The following is a 17,310-nucleotide window of genomic DNA, read 5'->3' as shown; positions in this document are numbered from 1 at the left end:
ACCATAAGTAGGAGATTCCCTACGCGTCAAACATAGGGAATCTCCTACCTGTTTCTGTGGGGCGTCTCACAGCGCCCGGGGGTGCTCTCAGCGGCTGGAGTAGGGCAGCAGGGCCATCTCACGGGCGTTCTTGATCGCACGGGCCAGGAGCCGCTGCTGCTGTGCGGTGACATGCGTGACCCGCCGGCTGCGGATCTTGCCGCGGTCCGAGATGAATCTGCGCAGCAGATCGGTGTCCTTGTAGTCGATGTACTCGATCCCGGCCTGCTCCAGCGGGTTGGGCCGGTTCTTGACGGGCTTGCGCTCACTCTTGCGGGGCATGGCGGTCAGACCTCCAGGAGGGAGTCGAAGGCGGGCGGCAGCCGCTTCCAGGCGTCGCGCCCGGCGGCGTACTCGGCGTCGGTCAGCAGGCAGGACTCCAGCAGCCGCGCCAGTCCGTCGCGGTCGAGTCCGGGTGAGGTGAAGACGAGGTGCTGGCAGCGGTCGCCGTGCTCCGGGTGCCAGTCCAGCGCGGCGGCGGCACGGCGCACCGGCGGGATCATGTCCCAGGCGGCGTCGGGCAGCGAGGCCAGCCACGGGCCCGCGCTCTCCACGCACAGGGCACCGCCCGCCGCGTCCCAGTGCAGCAGCGTGTCGGGACGGTCGGCGAGCCAGAACCGCCCCCGGCTGCGGGCGGCGGCGCAGGTCACGTCCTCCAGCGCCGCGTACAGCCGCTCCGGGTGGAAGGGCCGGTGCCGACGCCAGACGAAGGTGGCGACACCGTGCGCGTCGGCCTCCGCGGGCAGCAGGGCGCAGGCCGGGTGCTGGGCCGCCGCGGCGGCCTCCACGTCGAATCCGGCGAGGGCGGCGCGCGCGAGCGCCGGAAGCGGACGGCCGCCCGCCGGGCCCACCGCGTTCGCCGTGTCCGCGTCCCCCGCCTCCGGCCGGTCCTGGCCCCGCGGCGCGCCGACTTCGCCGGCGTGGACCTGCTCGACCGGGAGCCCCGTGGCGCCGCCGAACGACCGGCTGTCCGCGATCGGGACCTGCCGGGCCGTCGGGTGGAGCTGCGACAGCAGTTCGCGGTCCTCGTCGTCGGCCTCGGGCGAATCGGCCACGGCGAGCACGGGGGCGTACTCCAGTTGCCGGGCGAAGGTGTCGGCGACCGTGCGCTGGTCGGTGGCCGCCGCCGCGAGCCCGCGCTCGGCGAGGTCGTCGCCGTTGCCGAGGTACGGCAGCACCAGGGCCGGGTCGACGGCGGTGATCACGCCGGTGACGGTGAGCCCGCCCGCGGTGACCACCTCGGCCATCGCCTTGGGCTCGACCGAGTCCCACAGCTCCACCACCGCGAGCCGGGTCCGCCCGTCCCGTGCGAGCCGGCGCAGCTCGGGCACCAGGTCCTCGCGCAGCGCGCAGCACGCACAGTCGTTGACGAGGGGCGCCTCGCCGACGGCCAGCAGCCCGCCGGCGTCGCGGACCGTGCGCACCACCGTGCCGGCCGGGGCCGTCTCCAGGTCGTGATGGAGCACGACGCTGCCGGGCACGTCCGCGAGGAGCCGCGCCACGGCCGTCCTGCGGGCGTCGGCGTGCAGCCCGCCGACGATCACGACCGACAGACTCACGCTCCGCCCCGTTTCCCGTACCGACGCTCGAAGCGCTCGACGCGCCCCGCCGTGTCCAGGACGCGGGCGGTGCCGGTGTAGAAGGGGTGGCTGACGTTCGAGATCTCGACGTCCACCACCGGGTAGGTGTTGCCGTCCTCCCACTCGATGGTCTTCTCGCTGGTCATGGTCGACCGGGTGAGGAAGGCGTGGTTCGCGGCCCGGTCCCGGAAGACCACGGGACCGTAGGCCGGGTGGATTGCCTTGCGCATGGCGGGGGTTCAGCGCTCCTCTCGGAAGTCGACATGCCGGCCGAGGACCGGGTCGTACTTGCGCAGAGTCATGCGGTCCGGGTCGTTGCGGCGGTTCTTGCGGGTCACGTAGGTGTAGCCGGTCCCGGCCGTGGACCGGAGCTTGATGACCGGACGGAGTTCGTTGCGAGCCATGCTGCTATGTTACTGAAAATGAATTCCATTAACAGCAGTAGACGAGGAGAGGTACGTCACCCATGTCCGCCCACTGCATGCTGACCGGCGCACAGCCCGGCTTCGGCAACCGCATCTCCCACTCCCACCGGCGCACGTCCCGCCGCTTCGACCCCAACATCCAGACCAAGCGCTACTGGCTGCCCGGCGAGGGCCGGTACGTACGGCTGCGGCTGAGCACGAAGGCGATCAAGACGGTCGACGCGATCGGCGTCGAGGCGGCCGTGGCGCGCATCCGCGCGCGCGGAGTGAAGGTCTGAGGAAGACGGGAGAACGCCATGGCGAAGAAGAGCAAGATCGCGAAGAACGAGGAACGGCGGCGGACCGTCGCCCGGCACGCCGCCCGCCGCGCCGAGCTGAAGGAGATCATCCGGCGGCCGTCCTCCGCCGAGGAGCAGCGGCTCGCCGCGCAGCGGGAACTGCACGGGCAGCCGCGCGACGCCAGCGCCACGCGCGTGCGCAACCGTGACCAGGTGGACGGCCGTCCGCGCGGCTACCTCGGCGCCTTCGGACTGTCCCGGATCAACCTGCGCGAGCTGGCGCACCGCGGACACCTGCCCGGCGTACGGAAGTCCTCCCGGTAAGTCCTGGTAGCTTGCTGCGGTCGTTCGACAGGCCGGCTACAGCTTGGGAGCTTCCAGTGACTTCGGCGACTAGGACGGTTCGGATCGCGGCCACGGCCGCGGGGCTGACGGGCGCGCTCACGCTGACCGCGTGCGGTGGCGGCGGCTCCGACGCCTCACCGCGTCCGAGCACGTCCGCGGCCGGCTCGGCCCCCTCCTCCACCGCGTCCGCCTCGGAGACCGGCGGTGCCACGGCCTCGTCCGGCACCCTTCAGGGCAGCTGGCTCACCACGTCCGGCGGCAAGGCCGTGGCCCTGGTGATCACCGGCGAGCGGGCCGGGCTCTTCGCGACCGGCGGTGCCGTGTGCAGCGGGACCGCCGGACAGGAGTCGGGCATGCAGATGATCCATCTGACCTGTACGGACGGCAGCGACGACCGGAAGTCCGGGATGGTCGACTCCGTGGACGGGGACACCCTGAAGGTGACCTGGTCCGGCAAGCTGGGCCAGGAGACCTACGCCAAGGCCGAGGGCGGCAAGCTGCCGACGGGACTGCCCACGACGAACCTCGGTTCCTGACGGGGAGGAGCCGTTCCTGACCCGGGTGCCGTTCGTGACCCGGGTGCCGTTCCTGACCGGGGGGGTCGGCTCCTGACCGGGAGGGGGCCGTTCGTGACCCGGAGGGTCGGTTCCTGACGCGGAGGGTCGGTTCGAGAGCCTGAGGGGGCCGTTCGCGACCCGGGAGGGGGCCGTTCGCGATGCGGAAGGGGCGGTTCCTGACGGGGAGGGTCGTTCCCGACCCGGGAGGGGGCGACTCCTGACTCGGGGGTCGGCTCCTGACCAGGGAGGGTGGGTTCCTGACGCGGAGGGTCGGTTCGAGAGCCTGAGGGGGCCGTTCGCCACCCGGGAGGGTCAGCTCCTGACGGGGAGGGTCGTTCCCGACCCGGGAGGGGGCGGCTCCTGACCTGGGAGGGTCAGCTCCTGACCCGGAGAGGGGACCGTTTCGTGACCCGGAGGGTCGGCTCCTGATGCGGATGGCCGGTTCCTGACGCAGGAGGGGGCCGTTCCTGACCCGGGAGAGGACCGTTCGTGACCCGGAGGGTCGGCTCCTGACCCGGGAGGGGTCGGTTGGTGAGCCGGAGAGGGTGGGGGCGCGCGATCGGGTGCGGGCGCCAGGCATGATGATGCTGGGTACACCGTCACGACCTCGACAGGGACCCCACACATGCGCGCCATTCCGCTCACCGTCACCGTCCTCGCCACCGCCCTCGCTCTCACCGCCTGCGACGACGGCGGTGGGGGCACGAACGACAAGGGCGGCTCGGCCTGCGCCGTTGGCGGGGTCTCCCTGCAGATCGGGTCGGCGAGTGTGGCCCCGGCCGCCGGTGACACGGGTGAGGTGCCCGTCAGCATCACCAACCAGAGCGCGCCGTGCACCCTGGACGGCTTCGCCGGCGTCGCACTGGACGCCGGCGGGACCCCGGTCACCGTGCCCGCCCTGAAGGACGCGAAGGCGCAGAAGCTGAAGCTCGCCAAGGGCGACTCGGCGTCCTTCACGATCAGCTATGTGCGCGGTGCGGCGGGCGACGGGACCGGTGTGGCGGCGAAGACGGTGGAGATCAGCCTGCCGGGCTCCAAGGACGTCAAGAGCTTCCCGTGGACGTACGGCCCCGTCGCGGGCAAGACCGGCGAGGACACCCCGGACGCCTCCGTGGGCGCCTTCCAGCAGTCCGGCGACTGAGCCCGGCCCACACCGCACCCCGGACCCACGCTCACTCCACCCCACGGCGGGACACGACCCGCGCCCGATCCGCCGCACGGGCACCCTCCACCCGACCCGCCGCGTCACCGGCCCCACCCCCACGGAACGAGACGCCCCCAGCAATCCAGCGACCGAACCCAGAACACACCCACACCCCCGAGCCCACGCTCACTCCACCCCACGATGAGACACAACCCGCGCCCGATCCGCCGCACGGGCACCCTCCACCCAACCCGCCGCGTCACCGACCCCACGCAGACGGGTCGAGGTCGTGTGCGGGAACATGCGCTCCATGTGTTCGCTCACCGCGACCTCCCGGGTGGCCAGGACCGGGAGCAGCTCGGGGCCGGCCTGGATCTCGGCGGCGGCCGTGAGGCGGTCGCCGACTCGCTGGGCGTAGGCCGCGAGGAACGACTGCCGGAAGGTCTTGGTCCGCTTGCGCCCACCCGCCCGCTGCGCCGCCTCCGCCGTGGCCATGGCGTGCGTGGCCTGCACCAGCAGCGAGGTGTACAGCAGCTCGACCGCCTCCAGGTCCGCCGCGAAACCGACGACCGTGGAGAAGCCGAACGGCTCGTGCCACACCGCGCGGCAGTGGTTCGCGGTGGCGACCGCGTCCAGAAGCACCGCCTTGGCCTGCTCGTACGGCGGCTCGACCCCGATCCGCCAGGCGCCGGGCGCGTCCGCAGCGGGCGCCTCGGCGGCCAGCAGCGCCTCATCGATGCTGTGCCGGGCCATCAGCTCCTGCGCCTTGGCGCTCAGCGCCTCCGCCTCCTCCGGATACCCGGTCGCCTCCGCCTTGGCGAGCAGCGCACGGATCCGGCCGAGCATGCGGTCGGCCGGACGCCCCCGGTCCGGCGCCTGCCCGTCCGGGGCCGGTCGAGCGCTCGGGGGGTCCGCCGGCGTTTCCAGGGTGGGCAGCCGCAGCAGCAGCCGGTACAGCTCCAGGACGGCGGTCGCGTGCGAGAAGCGGTCCGTCCCGCGCGCGGGAGCGGCCGGGAGGTCGGCGAGCTGCGCCGCCCAGCGCGGGCCGCGGGGCCGGTCGGCCGCCGACTGCGCGCGGATCAGCGCCGCCGCCAGCCCGATGTGCACGTCCTCCAGTTCGCGTCGCACCATCCGGACGACATCGGCGGGCTGCCAGCCGCGCCGCCAGGACGCCGCCACGAACTCCTCGCCCCGCAGGGCGAGTTCGGCGTCCGCGGCGGGGTCGGCCGCGAGGAGGGACGCGCCCGTGTCGAGGCCGGAATCGGTGCCGTCGTAGAGGGCGACCCGGAAGGCCCGCTCCACGGTGCTGGTCGTACTGCTGCTCACCCGTCGATCGTGCCACGCCCCACCGACAGCGGCCCACGCCGTCCACACCCTGTGGATAACTCCCCGCCCGAGACACCGATCCGGGCAAGGAGCCTGGCACCGATCCGGGGCGCAGACCTTGGGCACCGATCCGGGCGGGGACTCTGGGGGCCGATCCGGGCGCGGAGCCGACACGCCGACGCGGACCACCCCGGTCCGCGATTTCCGCTCGCCTCCGCCGGATCGCGCGGCCATGCCCCGGGCGCGTCCGCGACTTCAGCGGGACCGGGTTCGCGACGGCGGCGGCGCGGCTCACGGCGACTCACAAGCAGGCCCCCTCAAGGTGTCAACTTCGGGTTGACACCCCTCAGCTGTCAACCTAGGGTTGTCACATGACGACCCATCACGGAGTCGGCGGGACCATCCGTCTCGACGACCTCATCGACGCCATCAAGAAAGTCCACACCGAACCCCTCGACCAGCTCCAGGAGGCGGTGATCGCCACCGACCACCTGGGCGACGTGGCCGACCATCTGATCGGGCACTTCGTCGACCAGGCGCGGCGCTCGGGCGCGTCCTGGACCGATATCGGCAAGAGCATGGGGGTCACCCGGCAGGCGGCCCAGAAGCGCTTCGTACCGAAGGAGTCGATCGACCTGGACCCCAACCAGGGGTTCAGCCGCTACACCCCGCGCGCCCGGAACGTGGTGATCACCGCTCACGCCAAGGCCAAGGAGGCCGGCAACGCCGAAGGCGTGCCCGAGCACCTCGTCCTCGGGCTGCTCTCCGAGCCGCAGGCCATGGCCGCGAAGGCGATCACCGCGCAGGGCGTGTCGCTTGAGGCAGCCCGCGAGGCGGCCACCGCGGCACTGCCGCCCGCCACCGAGGACGCGCCGGACCTGGTCCCGTACGGCTCGGACGCCAAGAAGGTCCTGGAACTCACCTTCCGCGAGGCCCTGCGGCTCGGCCACAACTACATCGGCACCGAGCACATCCTGCTGGCCCTGCTGGAGCACGAGAACGGCCAGGGCGTGCTCAGCGGCCTCGGCATCGACAAGCCGGCGACGGAGCAGTACGTCGCCGAGCTGCTGGAGGTAATCGTCCAGCGTCACAAGGAGCAGGACCAACAGAGCGACTGAGACCCAAGGCACGCGTCCGAGGGACTGCCGGGACTGACGGACTCGGGGACTGACGGCCTGGCGGACTGAAGCACGAGGATCACGCCTCGGGGACTGAGTCGCAACAAGCACACCGAAGGGACTGAAACCGCAGGTCAGAGCAGGTTGTCAGACCCGCCTGCCACACTCGTGGACATGACCGACCGGTGGGCGCTCGCTCCGGCCGAGGACGGTGGCGTGGACATCGCCCCCCTCGGTCCGGACGGGCTGCCCGCCGGCCCGGTGCGGCGGGAGCCCGATCTCGCCGGGGCGGTGCGGGACCGGCCCGGGGTGACGCGCTGGGTGTGGCGGTCGACCCCCGAGGTCTACCCACGTCTGCTTGCCACGGGGGTCCGAGTGGACAGGTGCTACGACATCGAGGACGCCGAAACACTCCTGCTGCGCCACGAGGGGCGGTACGGCGAGCCACGCTCGGCCGCCGCCGCCCTGGCCCGGCTGCGCGGCGGCCCCGTACCGCCCGATCCGCCGCTGCGCCCGGCCGAACCCGGCGCGCAGCCACCGCTGTTCGAGCCGCAGGGCGCCCGCCTGCCGCTCGACGACCTGATCGCGGTCTACGCCGACCAGCAGCGGCGGCACGCCAGGGCGGACCGTCCCGACCGGATGCGGCTGCTGACGGCGGCCGAGTCGGCGGGGATGCTGGTGGCCGCCGAAATGAACCGCGCGGGCCTGCCCTGGCGCGCGGACGTGCACCGCGAGGTCCTGGACGGCCTGCTCGGCGAGCGGTACGCGGGCGGGGGTGAACCACGCCGGCTGGCCCAGCTGGCGGACGAGGTGTCGGCAGCGTTCGGCCGACGGGTGCGGCCCGATCTGTCGGCGGACGTCATCAAGGCCTTCGCGCAGGCCGGGATCAAGGTGAGGTCCACCCGTCGCTGGGAGATCGAGTCCGTCGACCACCCGGCGGTCGGACCGCTGCTGGAGTACAAGAAGCTGTACCGCGTCTGGGTGGCCCATGGCTGGACATGGTTGCAGGACTGGGTGCGGGAGGGCCGGTTCCGGCCCGAGTTCCTCGCCGGCGGGACGGTCACCGGGCGCTGGGTGACCAACGGCGGGGGCGCGCTGCAGATACCCAAGGTGATCCGGCGGGCGGTGGTCGCCGAACCCGGCTGGCGGCTCGTCGTGGCCGACGCCGACCAGATGGAACCGCGCGTGCTCGCGGCGATCTCCCGCGACCCCGGTCTGATGGAGGTGGCCGGACGCGCGACCGACCTGTACCAGTCGGTCTCCGACCATGCCTTCTCCGGCGACCGCGCCCAGGCCAAGCTCGCCGTGCTCGGCGCGGTCTACGGCCAGACCTCCGGCGACGGCCTGAAGAACCTCGCCGCGCTCAGACGCCGCTTCCCGCAGGCGGTGGCGTACGTGGACGAGGCGGCGCGGGCCGGCGAGGAGGGCCGGCTGGTGCGGACCTGGCTGGGACGGACCTGCCCGCCGGCGGCCGGCGCCGGTGCCGCCGAGGAGGCCGGTCTTCCCCAGGAGGAGCCGGTCGAGCCGCCCGCCGAGGGCTGGCAGCCCGGTTACGCCTCGACCAACGCCCGCGCCCGAGGCCGGTTCACCCGTAACTTCGTCGTCCAGGGCAGTGCGGCCGACTGGGCCCTGCTGCTGCTCGCGGCGCTGCGCAGGGCCTGCGCGGACATGGCGGCCGAACTGGTGTTCTTCCAGCACGACGAGGTGATCGTGCACTGCCCGAAGGAGGAGGCCGACACCGTCGTCGCGGCGATCGCACAGGCGGCGGACCTGGCGGGCCGGCTGACGTTCGGCGACACACCGGTCCGGTTCCCCTTCACGACGGCCGTGGTGGAGTGCTATGCGGACGCCAAGTGACCACCGCCCCGCACCGCCCCGCACCGCCCTTCACCGGCCCCCACCGGGCCGCCTGGCCGAACCACCGGTCCCCACCGGGCGGCCACCGGAACCCGCAGGAACAAGCCGGGCGGCCACCCCGGCTCGACCGGAGCCACCCGGCCGACGGCGGCTCATGCCATGTCCGGTCACGGGCGTTGAGGCCATGTCAGACGAGCTGACGGGCGGGCGACCGAGCCGTATCAGAGGACGGGCGGGCGACCGAGGCCGAGTCGGACGACGAGCGCGGCGGCCGAAGCCACGTCAGGTGGCGGGCTGACGGCCGCGGCCGTAGCCGGACGACGGACCCGCGACTGAAGCAGCGGCACACGACGGGCGAACGGACGGCCGAAGCCGCGCCGGGCAACAGGCTGACGGCCGCGGCCGGATCAGACAACGGACAGGCGGCTAAAGCCATGGCACACGACGGGCGGACAGAGCTGAACCGGGTCAGATGACGGGCGGGCGGCCGAGGCGGGTCAGTTGCCATACCGTCCGCCACCGCATGGGACGACGCTCGCCGGCCGGCTGCCGCAGCCCCTCCACGAAGCCGCCGCACCAGGCCCGCAGTCCGCCCGTCGACCGGGTGCGGGCAAGCGTGAGGAGCGTCCACACCCCGAGGTGGACCGGGATCAAGGCAGGGGGCAGCCGGCGCCGGACCAGCCAGACCCGGTTGCGAGCGGTCACCCGGTGGTAGATGGCGTGCCGGGCCGGTGAGGTCCTGGGGTGCCGCAGCAGCAGTTCGGGCGCGTAGAGGATCTTCCAGCCGGCGTCGGCCGCCCGCCAGGCGAGGTCCGTCTCCTCGTGCGCGAAGAAGAACTCGGCGGGCCAGTCCCCGGTCTCGGCCAGCATGGCCATGCTCAGCGCGTGCCCGCCGCCGAGGAAGCTGGTGACGTAACCGCCGCGCATCGGATCGGAGTTGCCGACCCGGGGCACATGCCGCTGCTGGGTCTGTCCCGTCTCATCGGCGATACGGAAGCCGACGATGCCCAGCCGGGGGTCGGCGGCGTACAGATCGCATACGCGGCGCAGCACGTCGGCGTCGACGAGCAGCCCGTCGTCGTCCAGTTCGACGACCACGTCGACGTCGCCGAACTCCCGCAGCCGGGCGAGGGCGACATTGCGGCCGCCGGGGCAGCCGAGGTTCTCCTCGACATCGATGGTGGTGACCTCGCCGGGCAGCGACAGCCGCCGGGCGAACTCGGGCAGCCGGCAGCCGTTTCCGACGATCACGATCCGGGCGGGGGCAAGGTCCTGCTTGGCCACGGACTCCAACAGGGCGTCGACCTGGTCGGGCCGGTTGCCCATGGTCACCACGGCGACGGCGATCCTCGGCTGCACCACGTCCCTCACCCCATCCGACCGTCGGCGGCAGCCGCGCCCGGCCGCACAGCGCCCACCGTTCACCAAGATGTTCCCTCAGATCCGCCGATACCCCGCACCCCACTTCACTTTCCCGCCCTTTTGCCCCGGTAGGCGCAGCCGGGCGGCAGGGGCAAGGGGGCGGTCCCCGTCCGTTTCACTGCTTGACGGGGGTGTGGCCGTTCATGGTGAAGCGGGCGGAGCACTGCTCGTCGGATCGGTCGCTCGCGTTCCAGACGCAGATCCACATCATGTGGCCGACGGCTGGGACGAAACTTGTCTTCGCGGCGCCCCAGGAGGCATGGAACGTGTACGCGATGCCGTCGCTGCGGTAGATCCCGGCGTTGCAGGTTTGGTTCAGAGAGGTGTTGAGCACGCCTGCGAGTTCGCCGGAGCCGTTGTCGTCCAGCCAGGCGGAGCAGGCGGCGTCGTTGCCGACCCAGGAGGTGTCCGCCTCGGAGCCCTTGACCTGTGCCGGGTCGTCGCTGCCGTTGATACCACTGATCGATGACGAGGTGACGCGGATGGCGGCTGCTGAGGACGCGGCGGTCGTGACGGGGTCAGAGGGCGGACGCGCGCTGGATGCGCTCGGTGGGACGGTCGTGTCCGTGCCGGCCGAAGCGGCAGGGTCCGGGCGCCCGGACTCCGCGGTGGGCGAGGCCGAACGGCTTGGGCTCGCGGAGGACGTCCGTGTCGCCCCGGCCACGGGCTCGGCGCTGACCGACGCGCTGTCGGACGGATGCGCGGCGCCGTTGTGCCGGAAAGCGGACGGGACGAGTACGAACACTGCGACGGCGCCGAGGACGATCGCTGCGGCGGTCAGGGGCAGGAGCAGGCGTTTGCGTGGATGGCGAGGTAACGCGGCGGACGGGGGCACGGTCTCAGCCGTCGGATCCGCGTCCAGGTTCGGCGGCGGGACGGTCTCCAGCTTGCCGACCGGCGTCGCGGCGAAGGCACGTCGCGAGGCGATGCGTGACCTGACCTCCAAAGGCCAGGAGGGAGGAGGAACAGGCAGATGTGCGCGGGCCGCCTCCACCACCTCGCCGGCGGTGGGGCGGGCTCCGGGGCCGGTCGCGAGACAGGACTCGACGACGGCGGCGAGGTCGGCGTCCGCGGCGCGCAGCGGCTCGACGTCAGGGACGACGCCGGGCGTGCGGCCCGAGGCCGCGTAGAGCACGAGCGCCCCGAGTGAGTAGACGTCCGCGGGCGCGTCCACGTCCTCGTCCCCGGCCTGCTGTTCCGGTGCCGAGAATCCCTGCGTTCCGTAGCTGCCACCGCTCTTGGTGAGCCTCGCCTGGTCTGCGGCGCGTGCGATGCCGAAGTCGATCAGTTTCACGCCGTCACGCACCAGCATGACGTTGCCGGGCTTGACGTCGCGGTGCACGATCTTGAACGCGTGCACGGCCGACAGGTGTGTGGCCGCCTCGGCCAGCAGCAGCCACAGCGTCTCGGCGGGCAGCGGGCCGCGCAGCCGGACCGCCTCGTCCACGGTGAGCCCGGGTACGTACTCGGTGGCGAACCAGGGACGTTCCGCGGTGCCGTCGCTCGCCAGCACCCGCGGCCCGATCCCGGCCGGCACACGGTAGAGGATGCCGACCTCGCGTTCGAAACGCTCGCTGGAGACCAATCGTGGCCGGACGCGCTTGACGGCGGCGTAGCCCTTGTCGGACGCCCCGAGGTAGACCTCGCCCATGCCGCCGACGCCGAGCAGACCGATGATGTGGAAGCTGCCGATCTCCTGCGGATCGTCCGCGCCGAGCGGTTCGGCGATCGTGCTATCCATCATCAGCAGTTCCCCGGCCGCTCGCGCTCACGGCGGGCAGGCTACCGAGCGAGTGGGGGCAAGGCAACACGAGTTGGCGGCGAACGCGCCCCTGCCCAGCGTACGCATCTGTGGGAGAACCGGTCCTCGCGGTGCGCTCATACACTGACTCGAGCCGAGCCGGAGGTATGTGATATGGCGTACGGAAACTTCCCACCCCAGATACTGCCGCCGGGCAGTCCCTCCGGCAGGGTGCCCTCGGCGCCACCGGGGACGATCTTCGTATTGGGTCCGGAGGGCGGGTACGCCGTGCCGCCGCGCCGGTACACGCTGCTGTTCGGGCGCGACCGCGAGGACGTGCATGTGCCGATCGGTGTCGACGACCCGACCGTCAGCCGTCGGCACGGCGTGTTCACCTGCACGGCCACGGACGGCGACTGGTGGCTGGTCAACACCGGCAATCTGCCGATCGAACTGCCCGACGGCGTGCTGATGCTCACCGGCCACAAGCGGCTCGTCGAGTCCGGATACACCCCGCTGGTGATCAACTCGTCCAAGCGGCGTTCCCACCTGGTGGAGGTCCGCGTCACGGCCGAGGACGACCAGCACCCCCGTTCCACGAGCGGTGCGGAGACGGTGGATCCCGAGACGGTCTACGAACTCTCCCCGCAGGAGCGGCTGGTGCTCACCGCGCTCGCCCGGCGCTACCTGGAGGGCCACGACGCCTTCCCGCTCCCGCTGGCCTGGGAGGACACCGCCCGCCTGGTCAATGCCTCCCCCTACGTGACCAAGTCCTGGACCCACAAGTCGGTCGCGAACACGGTCGAGGACGTGCGCGAACGGCTGCACCGCCGGGGCGTGCGCGGGCTGCTGCGCGACGAGGTCGGCGAGCCGGTCGGCTCGACACTCAGTGTCAACCTGATCAGGGAACTGCTGAAGACGGCGACGCTGAGCGCTCAGGACCTGGAGCTGCTGGCCGACAAGGACTGAGGCGGAGCGCGGTGTACGTGCCCCGGCCCATCGTCGGCCGGGGCGCGGCGTTTCTCAGCCTTCCGCCTCACGCTCGGCTCCGGTGTTGTACGTGACGTTCATGGTGCCGTCCTCGACCGCGAAGACGGCTGCCCGGCCCTCCACCGAGTTCTCCTGCCGCGACTGCGGCTGCGGCTGCGGCTGCTCGGGGTGGTGCGTCGTGGTCGTCACACGGTTGTTGTCTCCTACGACGAAGGTGCCGGAGACGTCTCCGGTATGGATGTCCCCGTGGGGGGATTGCGCGGTCATGGCCGGCCTTTCTCTTGGTTGGTCCCAGGGGAGGGGGGAGGTCAGGCGGCGCCGCAGTCGGTCTGCAGGCTGTCCGAGGCCGAGTTCATCGCCAGGGCCTGACTCGACGCGTCGACCTCGGAACCTCTCGGATCGTTCTTGTACGACTGGTACAGGCTCTGGATCTGCTGAGTGGCGGTCAGCATGTCGTTGAGGTCTGATACGACGGAGCTGTCCTGGGCTTGCGAGATGGCCCCCTGCAACGTGGACTCGACGGACCCCAGGTCGCTGATGACGGTGCCGGTGTGGGACAGCACCGTGCTGTCGTCGGGAGCAATTGACGTGGCGCCCGAGTTGTAGGAGGCCATGTCGCTGTTGTACGAGCCGACCGCGGCGGACGCGATGGCGGCGTCGGTGTTGAACCGCTCGATCTTCGAGGACAGTTCGGAGATCACGGTCGCGCACACGGGATCGACGGTGGGCGCGGTGTCGTCGCTGAGCGCGGTGTCGTCGGTGAGCGCGGTGTCGTCGGTGGCCGAGGCGTCGTCGATCGGATTCGGCGTGCTGTCGGAGCTCGACGTGGCGACCGGAGTCGAGTTGGGCCGGTGGTTCGCGTAGACCGCGGCACCCACGCCCAGCACGGCTACCAGGCCGAGCGCGCAGGCGAGGGCGAGTGCCGATATTCCGCCCTTGGCAGCCGCGGCACCGGCGGCGGTGAGCGCCGTGTGGCCTGTGCCCGTCGCGGTCGTGGTGCCCGCGGTGTGCGGCGACCGGGCGACGGAAGAGTGCGCCGACGACAGGTCGATCCGCTTCGGTATCGGTGCGGCCGAGTGTGCGCCGGTCGCGTGGGGGGCAGTCGCGTGTGCGCCGGTCGCGTGGGGGGCGGCATGCGGCGGCGCGGAGGCTTGGGACAGGTCGACCACCGGCCTCGCCGGGTGGGCGGGCAAGGCGGTGTGCGCGGGAGCCGAAGTGGCGGGCGTGGAGACGGCCGAGTGCGAGAGGGCCTGCGTGCTGCCCGCGCCGTGCGTCGGGGTGAAAGCGTGGACCGGCGGTGTGGCGGCCGGCGCCGTGTTGGCGACCTGGTGGGCCGCCGAATGCGCATGCAGGGCGGTGAGTTCCCGCCACAGCACCTCCGCCTCGAGCACCAGGGCCGTCGTCTGCGCGGCCCGCCCGAGCGCCCTCCGGCGGGTGCGGGCCTCACGCAGGAAGAACTCCTCACCGTCCTTGTCCCCCGCGGTCTTCGCCGCTTTCCAACCGACTCCGAGCAGGCTGCCCCACGCGTCGAACTGCCGGGACAGCGCCAGCTTCGGCGAGGCGGCACGGGCCAGTGCCGCGCCGAGCTGGGCGTGTCCGCTCCGCTCCGCCCGCAGCACTGCGACGTCCAGGGCCTGGAAGTGTGCCGCGACGTCGTCCGCAGTGGTGTCCCTCGCCTCGGCCCACGCGGTGAACGCCCGGCAGAGCCGATCGGCGGGAAACTCCGTCTTCCGGATGTTCAGCACGCACTCGGCGACGTCCGGCGGACAGCTGTAGCCGGTCTCCGAGGCGAGCAGCAGGCCGTGTCGCACCAGACCGTCGGCGAGCGCGTCGGAGTCCGGCAGGCCCAGCAGATCATCGAGATGCCGGGCGGCCAACTCGGCGCCGGACAGCGAGCCGAGCAGGTACAGCAGATCGCGCTCCGGCGGCCGGAGCCTGTTCAGCAGCGCGGGAAGCAGTTCCGGGAGATCGGCGATGCCCGGCAGGCCCTTGCCGGTCGCCGCCGACAGGGCGATGCGCCGCAGCTGGAGCGGGTTGCCGTCCACCGCGTCGCACAGCGCGTCCACGATCGGCGCCTCGTCGGGCCGCAGCTTGCGGGAGAGCAGTGCCCCCACCAGTTCCGCCGCCGCCGGGGCCTTCAGCCCTTCGAGCTGGATCGTGTGCACACCGTCGAGCGCGGACCGCTGCTGCGAGGTGAAGACGAACGTGGACTTCTCGGCCATGTCGAAGAGCCGACGCAGGTCCTTCTCGTCGAGTCCCGCGTCGTCCAGGTAGATCCGCAGCCGCAGGGTCTTCAGATGCTCCTTCAGCACCTCCGGCGACGGCTTGTAGTTCGGCGCGTGGAAGCTGATGTCGAAGATCGCCTGCGCGATGTCATCAGCCGTACGTCCGCCGGCTTCGACATAGGCCACATCTTCGGGCCCGCTCGGCGTCCTGCACGCGAGGTGGCGCAGCAGCGCGCTCTTGCCGACCCCGGAAGCGCCCCAGACCTGCACCAACTGACCTGCCTTGATGACCTCTTGCAGTATGTGCACGTCCCGCTCTCGTCCGATCAGCGGCTCGACGGCGGACCGCGGCAGCTGGGAGATCGGCTGGCGCCTGACCGGATCCGGCAGCGGGCCCGAGTGCACGGTGACGTTGTTCTGATTGCCTACGACCACCGTTCCGGACACATCGCCGACCCGGATCCACTCGGAATCCTCGGGAGCACCGTTGTTCTCTGGCATCTGCTTCGCCCGTCCTCTCCAACGCCGGTCCCGGCACTGGGTCAGGCTGGCGCCCACCCGTCGTGCGAACCCGGCGCTATTACGTGTTTGACGAGATCGCCAGCGATCCGGCGGGCCCGGCCGCGACGGCGATCCGGGCGAGGTGATCCAGGTCGAGGATCGTGATCCTGCGGTAGCCGGTCACGACCGCGCCCGACTCCCGCAACGCCCGCAGGGCCTTGTGGATCGACGACTCGGCCGCGCCGACCAGAGTGGCCATCTCCGGCTGCGACAGCGGTAGTTGGGCTTCGTTCCGGCCGGGACGCCCATAGGTGACGGCCAGGTGGTGCAGGATCCTGGCCAGCCGTCCCAGCACGTCGCAACCGGTGAAATCGACGATCCGGCCGGTCGCCGTGCGCAGCTTGGCCACCACGCTCGCGCTGAGCGCGAGTCCTATGGCGGGGTGCTGTTTCGTGCACTCCACCAGTTCGGAACGGAGTATGTAGCGGGCCAGCACCCGGCCACAGGCGGTCACGGTGCCGACCCGCGGCTGACCGTCGATCCCGGCGAACTCCCCGACCAGGTCCCCGGCCATCCGCACGGCCAGCAGCGCCTCGCGGCCGTCCTGCGCACGCGCGGTGACCTTGACCATGCCGCCGAGCAGGAGCAGCGCGAAGTCCGAGGTGTCGGCCTCGCGGATGGTGATCTGACCAGCCGGGTACGCCACACCGTGACCGAGTCCCATGAGGATTGCGCGATCGGCCTCGTCGACCCGGCCGAGCAGCCCGGCCGGCGGCCAGTAGGCCGCGGCCCCGCGAACCCGTGCGTTGCTCATCGGCTACCTCTCTTCCTCGTGCGGCCGAAACCGCACAAGCCGTATTAGTAGCCGTTCTACCCGGGGACCCCTCCTCTACGGTCTCGTCAAGCATCTTGCCGACACCGGACAACCGGGACGACGGCAGATCGATCTTCGAATTGCCTGCCCCGTCGTGATCGCGGAGGAACCGTGAATCCTAGGTACGAATACCGAGCCCTGCTGGCGTGCGACATCGCGGGCTCCGCGGGCCGCGGCGAGCAACGGCTGCAGGAGATCCGCGGAGTTCTGCGTTCCGCGCTGTGCGACGCCCTGGACACGGCGGACCTGGACGCGCGGGACTTCGGGTACGTCGACACCGGCGACGGCTGCCAACTCGTCGCCCCGGCCGCACTGCCCAAGGCCCGACTGCTGGTCCCGCTGCTCCCGCGGCTGGGCTCACACATCCGCGAGCACAACCGGCACGCCGGCGCGGACACCCTGCTGCGGGTGCGGGTCGCGGCGCACGCGGGGGAGATCCGGCTCGATCCGGACGGCACCGTCTCCGGCGCCCCCTTCGAGGCGCTGGCCCGGCTGCTCGACTCGGCCCCGCTGCGGCACGCGACCCTGGCCGGTACCGGCGGCACCCCGCTGGCCGTGATCCTTTCGCACCACTTCTACGAGGAAACGGTCGGGCACGGCCACGAGGGGCTCGAAGCGGACGCCTTCACCGCGGCCGACGTCCGGGTCAAGGAGTACGCCGCGCGGGCCTGGCTCTGGTATCCGGGCAGCCCCGTCGGGCCGCAGGTCGGGCCCGGCCGGGACGTCGGCTCCGGTGAGCGGCCCGGCCGGGACGTCGGCTCCGGTGAGCGGCCCGTGCGACCCGGACCGCGGGCCGTGGAGCAGTTCGTCCGGGCCACGGGAAGCGGCACGGTCTTCGCCGTACACCGGGGCGATCAGTACATCCGCCACAACGACCGGGGTTGAGAC

At 71.9% G+C, this 17,310-nt stretch carries 18 protein-coding genes; 8 read left to right on the top strand and 10 right to left on the bottom strand.

What is annotated here, in order from left to right; all coding sequences use genetic code 11:
* Positions 1–87 precede the first annotated feature (87 nt).
* Genes rpsR through rpmG form a run of 4 tightly spaced genes read right to left on the bottom strand, consistent with a single transcriptional unit; the run spans position 88 to position 2,023 of the window.
* Complete coding sequence (gene rpsR, locus ABT245_RS22085) at positions 88–321, bottom strand: 30S ribosomal protein S18 (protein WP_351736068.1); 234 nt, start codon at positions 319–321, stop codon at positions 88–90.
* A gap of 5 nt (positions 322–326) precedes the next feature.
* Entirely contained in the window at positions 327–1,598 is a 1,272-nt protein-coding gene (locus tag ABT245_RS22080) for a CobW family GTP-binding protein (RefSeq protein WP_351736066.1), read from the bottom strand.
* Positions 1,595–1,849: a type B 50S ribosomal protein L31 gene (locus tag ABT245_RS22075; protein WP_351736064.1), complete on the bottom strand. Its 255-nt coding sequence runs from the start codon at positions 1,847–1,849 to the stop codon at positions 1,595–1,597. Before ABT245_RS22075 ends, ABT245_RS22080 begins: the two co-directional genes overlap by 4 nt.
* Positions 1,850–1,858: 9 nt before the next feature.
* Entirely contained in the window at positions 1,859–2,023 is a 165-nt protein-coding gene (gene rpmG / locus ABT245_RS22070; RefSeq protein ID WP_351736062.1) for a 50S ribosomal protein L33, read from the bottom strand.
* Between the two features lie 62 nt (positions 2,024–2,085).
* Between rpmG and rpmB the strand changes: the two genes are divergently transcribed.
* The 4 genes from rpmB to ABT245_RS22050 all read left to right on the top strand — a co-directional run bounded on the left by rpmB (position 2,086) and on the right by ABT245_RS22050 (position 4,365).
* The gene (rpmB, locus tag ABT245_RS22065) at positions 2,086–2,322 is read left to right on the top strand and encodes a 50S ribosomal protein L28 (RefSeq protein ID WP_351736060.1); all 237 of its coding nucleotides are present in this window, start codon (positions 2,086–2,088) and stop codon (positions 2,320–2,322) included.
* Positions 2,323–2,340: 18 nt separating this feature from the next.
* Positions 2,341–2,646, top strand: a complete 306-nt coding sequence (gene rpsN, locus ABT245_RS22060) for a 30S ribosomal protein S14 (RefSeq protein WP_351736058.1) — start codon at positions 2,341–2,343, stop codon at positions 2,644–2,646.
* A 56-nt stretch (positions 2,647–2,702) separates the two neighbouring features.
* Positions 2,703–3,203, top strand: a complete 501-nt coding sequence (locus tag ABT245_RS22055) for a hypothetical protein (protein ID WP_351736056.1) — start codon at positions 2,703–2,705, stop codon at positions 3,201–3,203.
* A 646-nt stretch (positions 3,204–3,849) separates the two neighbouring features.
* Complete coding sequence (locus ABT245_RS22050) at positions 3,850–4,365, top strand: DUF4232 domain-containing protein (RefSeq protein ID WP_351736054.1); 516 nt, start codon at positions 3,850–3,852, stop codon at positions 4,363–4,365.
* A gap of 189 nt (positions 4,366–4,554) precedes the next feature.
* On the opposite strand, the gene ABT245_RS22045 is transcribed toward ABT245_RS22050, so the two are convergent.
* The gene (locus ABT245_RS22045) at positions 4,555–5,694 is read right to left on the bottom strand and encodes a DUF2786 domain-containing protein (protein ID WP_351736052.1); all 1,140 of its coding nucleotides are present in this window, start codon (positions 5,692–5,694) and stop codon (positions 4,555–4,557) included.
* Between the two features lie 371 nt (positions 5,695–6,065).
* Here ABT245_RS22045 and ABT245_RS22040 point away from each other — a divergent pair, with 371 nt between their 5' ends.
* Entirely contained in the window at positions 6,066–6,812 is a 747-nt protein-coding gene (locus tag ABT245_RS22040) for a Clp protease N-terminal domain-containing protein (protein WP_351736050.1), read from the top strand.
* 174 nt (positions 6,813–6,986) lie between these two features.
* Entirely contained in the window at positions 6,987–8,669 is a 1,683-nt protein-coding gene (locus ABT245_RS22035) for a bifunctional 3'-5' exonuclease/DNA polymerase (RefSeq protein WP_351736048.1), read from the top strand.
* 468 nt (positions 8,670–9,137) lie between these two features.
* On the opposite strand, the gene ABT245_RS22030 is transcribed toward ABT245_RS22035, so the two are convergent.
* Both ABT245_RS22030 and ABT245_RS22025 read right to left on the bottom strand, forming a co-directional pair.
* The gene (locus ABT245_RS22030) at positions 9,138–10,031 is read right to left on the bottom strand and encodes a glycosyltransferase family 2 protein (protein ID WP_351736046.1); all 894 of its coding nucleotides are present in this window, start codon (positions 10,029–10,031) and stop codon (positions 9,138–9,140) included.
* 175 nt (positions 10,032–10,206) lie between these two features.
* Positions 10,207–11,835: a serine/threonine protein kinase gene (locus ABT245_RS22025; RefSeq protein WP_351736044.1), complete on the bottom strand. Its 1,629-nt coding sequence runs from the start codon at positions 11,833–11,835 to the stop codon at positions 10,207–10,209.
* Positions 11,836–12,006: 171 nt separating this feature from the next.
* On the opposite strand from ABT245_RS22025, the gene ABT245_RS22020 reads away from it, so the two are divergent.
* Complete coding sequence (locus tag ABT245_RS22020; RefSeq protein ID WP_351736042.1) at positions 12,007–12,801, top strand: FHA domain-containing protein; 795 nt, start codon at positions 12,007–12,009, stop codon at positions 12,799–12,801.
* 54 nt (positions 12,802–12,855) lie between these two features.
* Here the strand turns inward: ABT245_RS22020 and ABT245_RS22015 are convergent, their stop codons facing one another.
* The 3 genes from ABT245_RS22015 to ABT245_RS22005 form a co-directional block, all read right to left on the bottom strand.
* Complete coding sequence (locus tag ABT245_RS22015; protein WP_351736040.1) at positions 12,856–13,089, bottom strand: hypothetical protein; 234 nt, start codon at positions 13,087–13,089, stop codon at positions 12,856–12,858.
* A gap of 41 nt (positions 13,090–13,130) precedes the next feature.
* The gene (locus ABT245_RS22010) at positions 13,131–15,548 is read right to left on the bottom strand and encodes a hypothetical protein (RefSeq protein WP_351736038.1); all 2,418 of its coding nucleotides are present in this window, start codon (positions 15,546–15,548) and stop codon (positions 13,131–13,133) included.
* 79 nt (positions 15,549–15,627) lie between these two features.
* On the bottom strand, positions 15,628–16,362 hold the full coding sequence (locus tag ABT245_RS22005; RefSeq protein WP_351736036.1) for a Crp/Fnr family transcriptional regulator: 735 nt from the start codon (positions 16,360–16,362) through the stop codon (positions 15,628–15,630).
* Positions 16,363–16,533: 171 nt separating this feature from the next.
* On the opposite strand from ABT245_RS22005, the gene ABT245_RS22000 reads away from it, so the two are divergent.
* A complete protein-coding gene (locus ABT245_RS22000) occupies positions 16,534–17,307 on the top strand; it encodes a hypothetical protein (RefSeq protein WP_351736034.1) in 774 nt (257 codons plus the stop codon).
* Positions 17,308–17,310 lie beyond the last annotated feature (3 nt).

Origin of the sequence: Streptomyces sp. NPDC001508, assembly GCF_040298665.1 — a bacterium.
Classification (GTDB): domain Bacteria; phylum Actinomycetota; class Actinomycetes; order Streptomycetales; family Streptomycetaceae; genus Streptomyces.
Note: the sequence above shows the minus strand (reverse complement) of the source record. Positions and strands in the feature narration are given on the sequence as shown.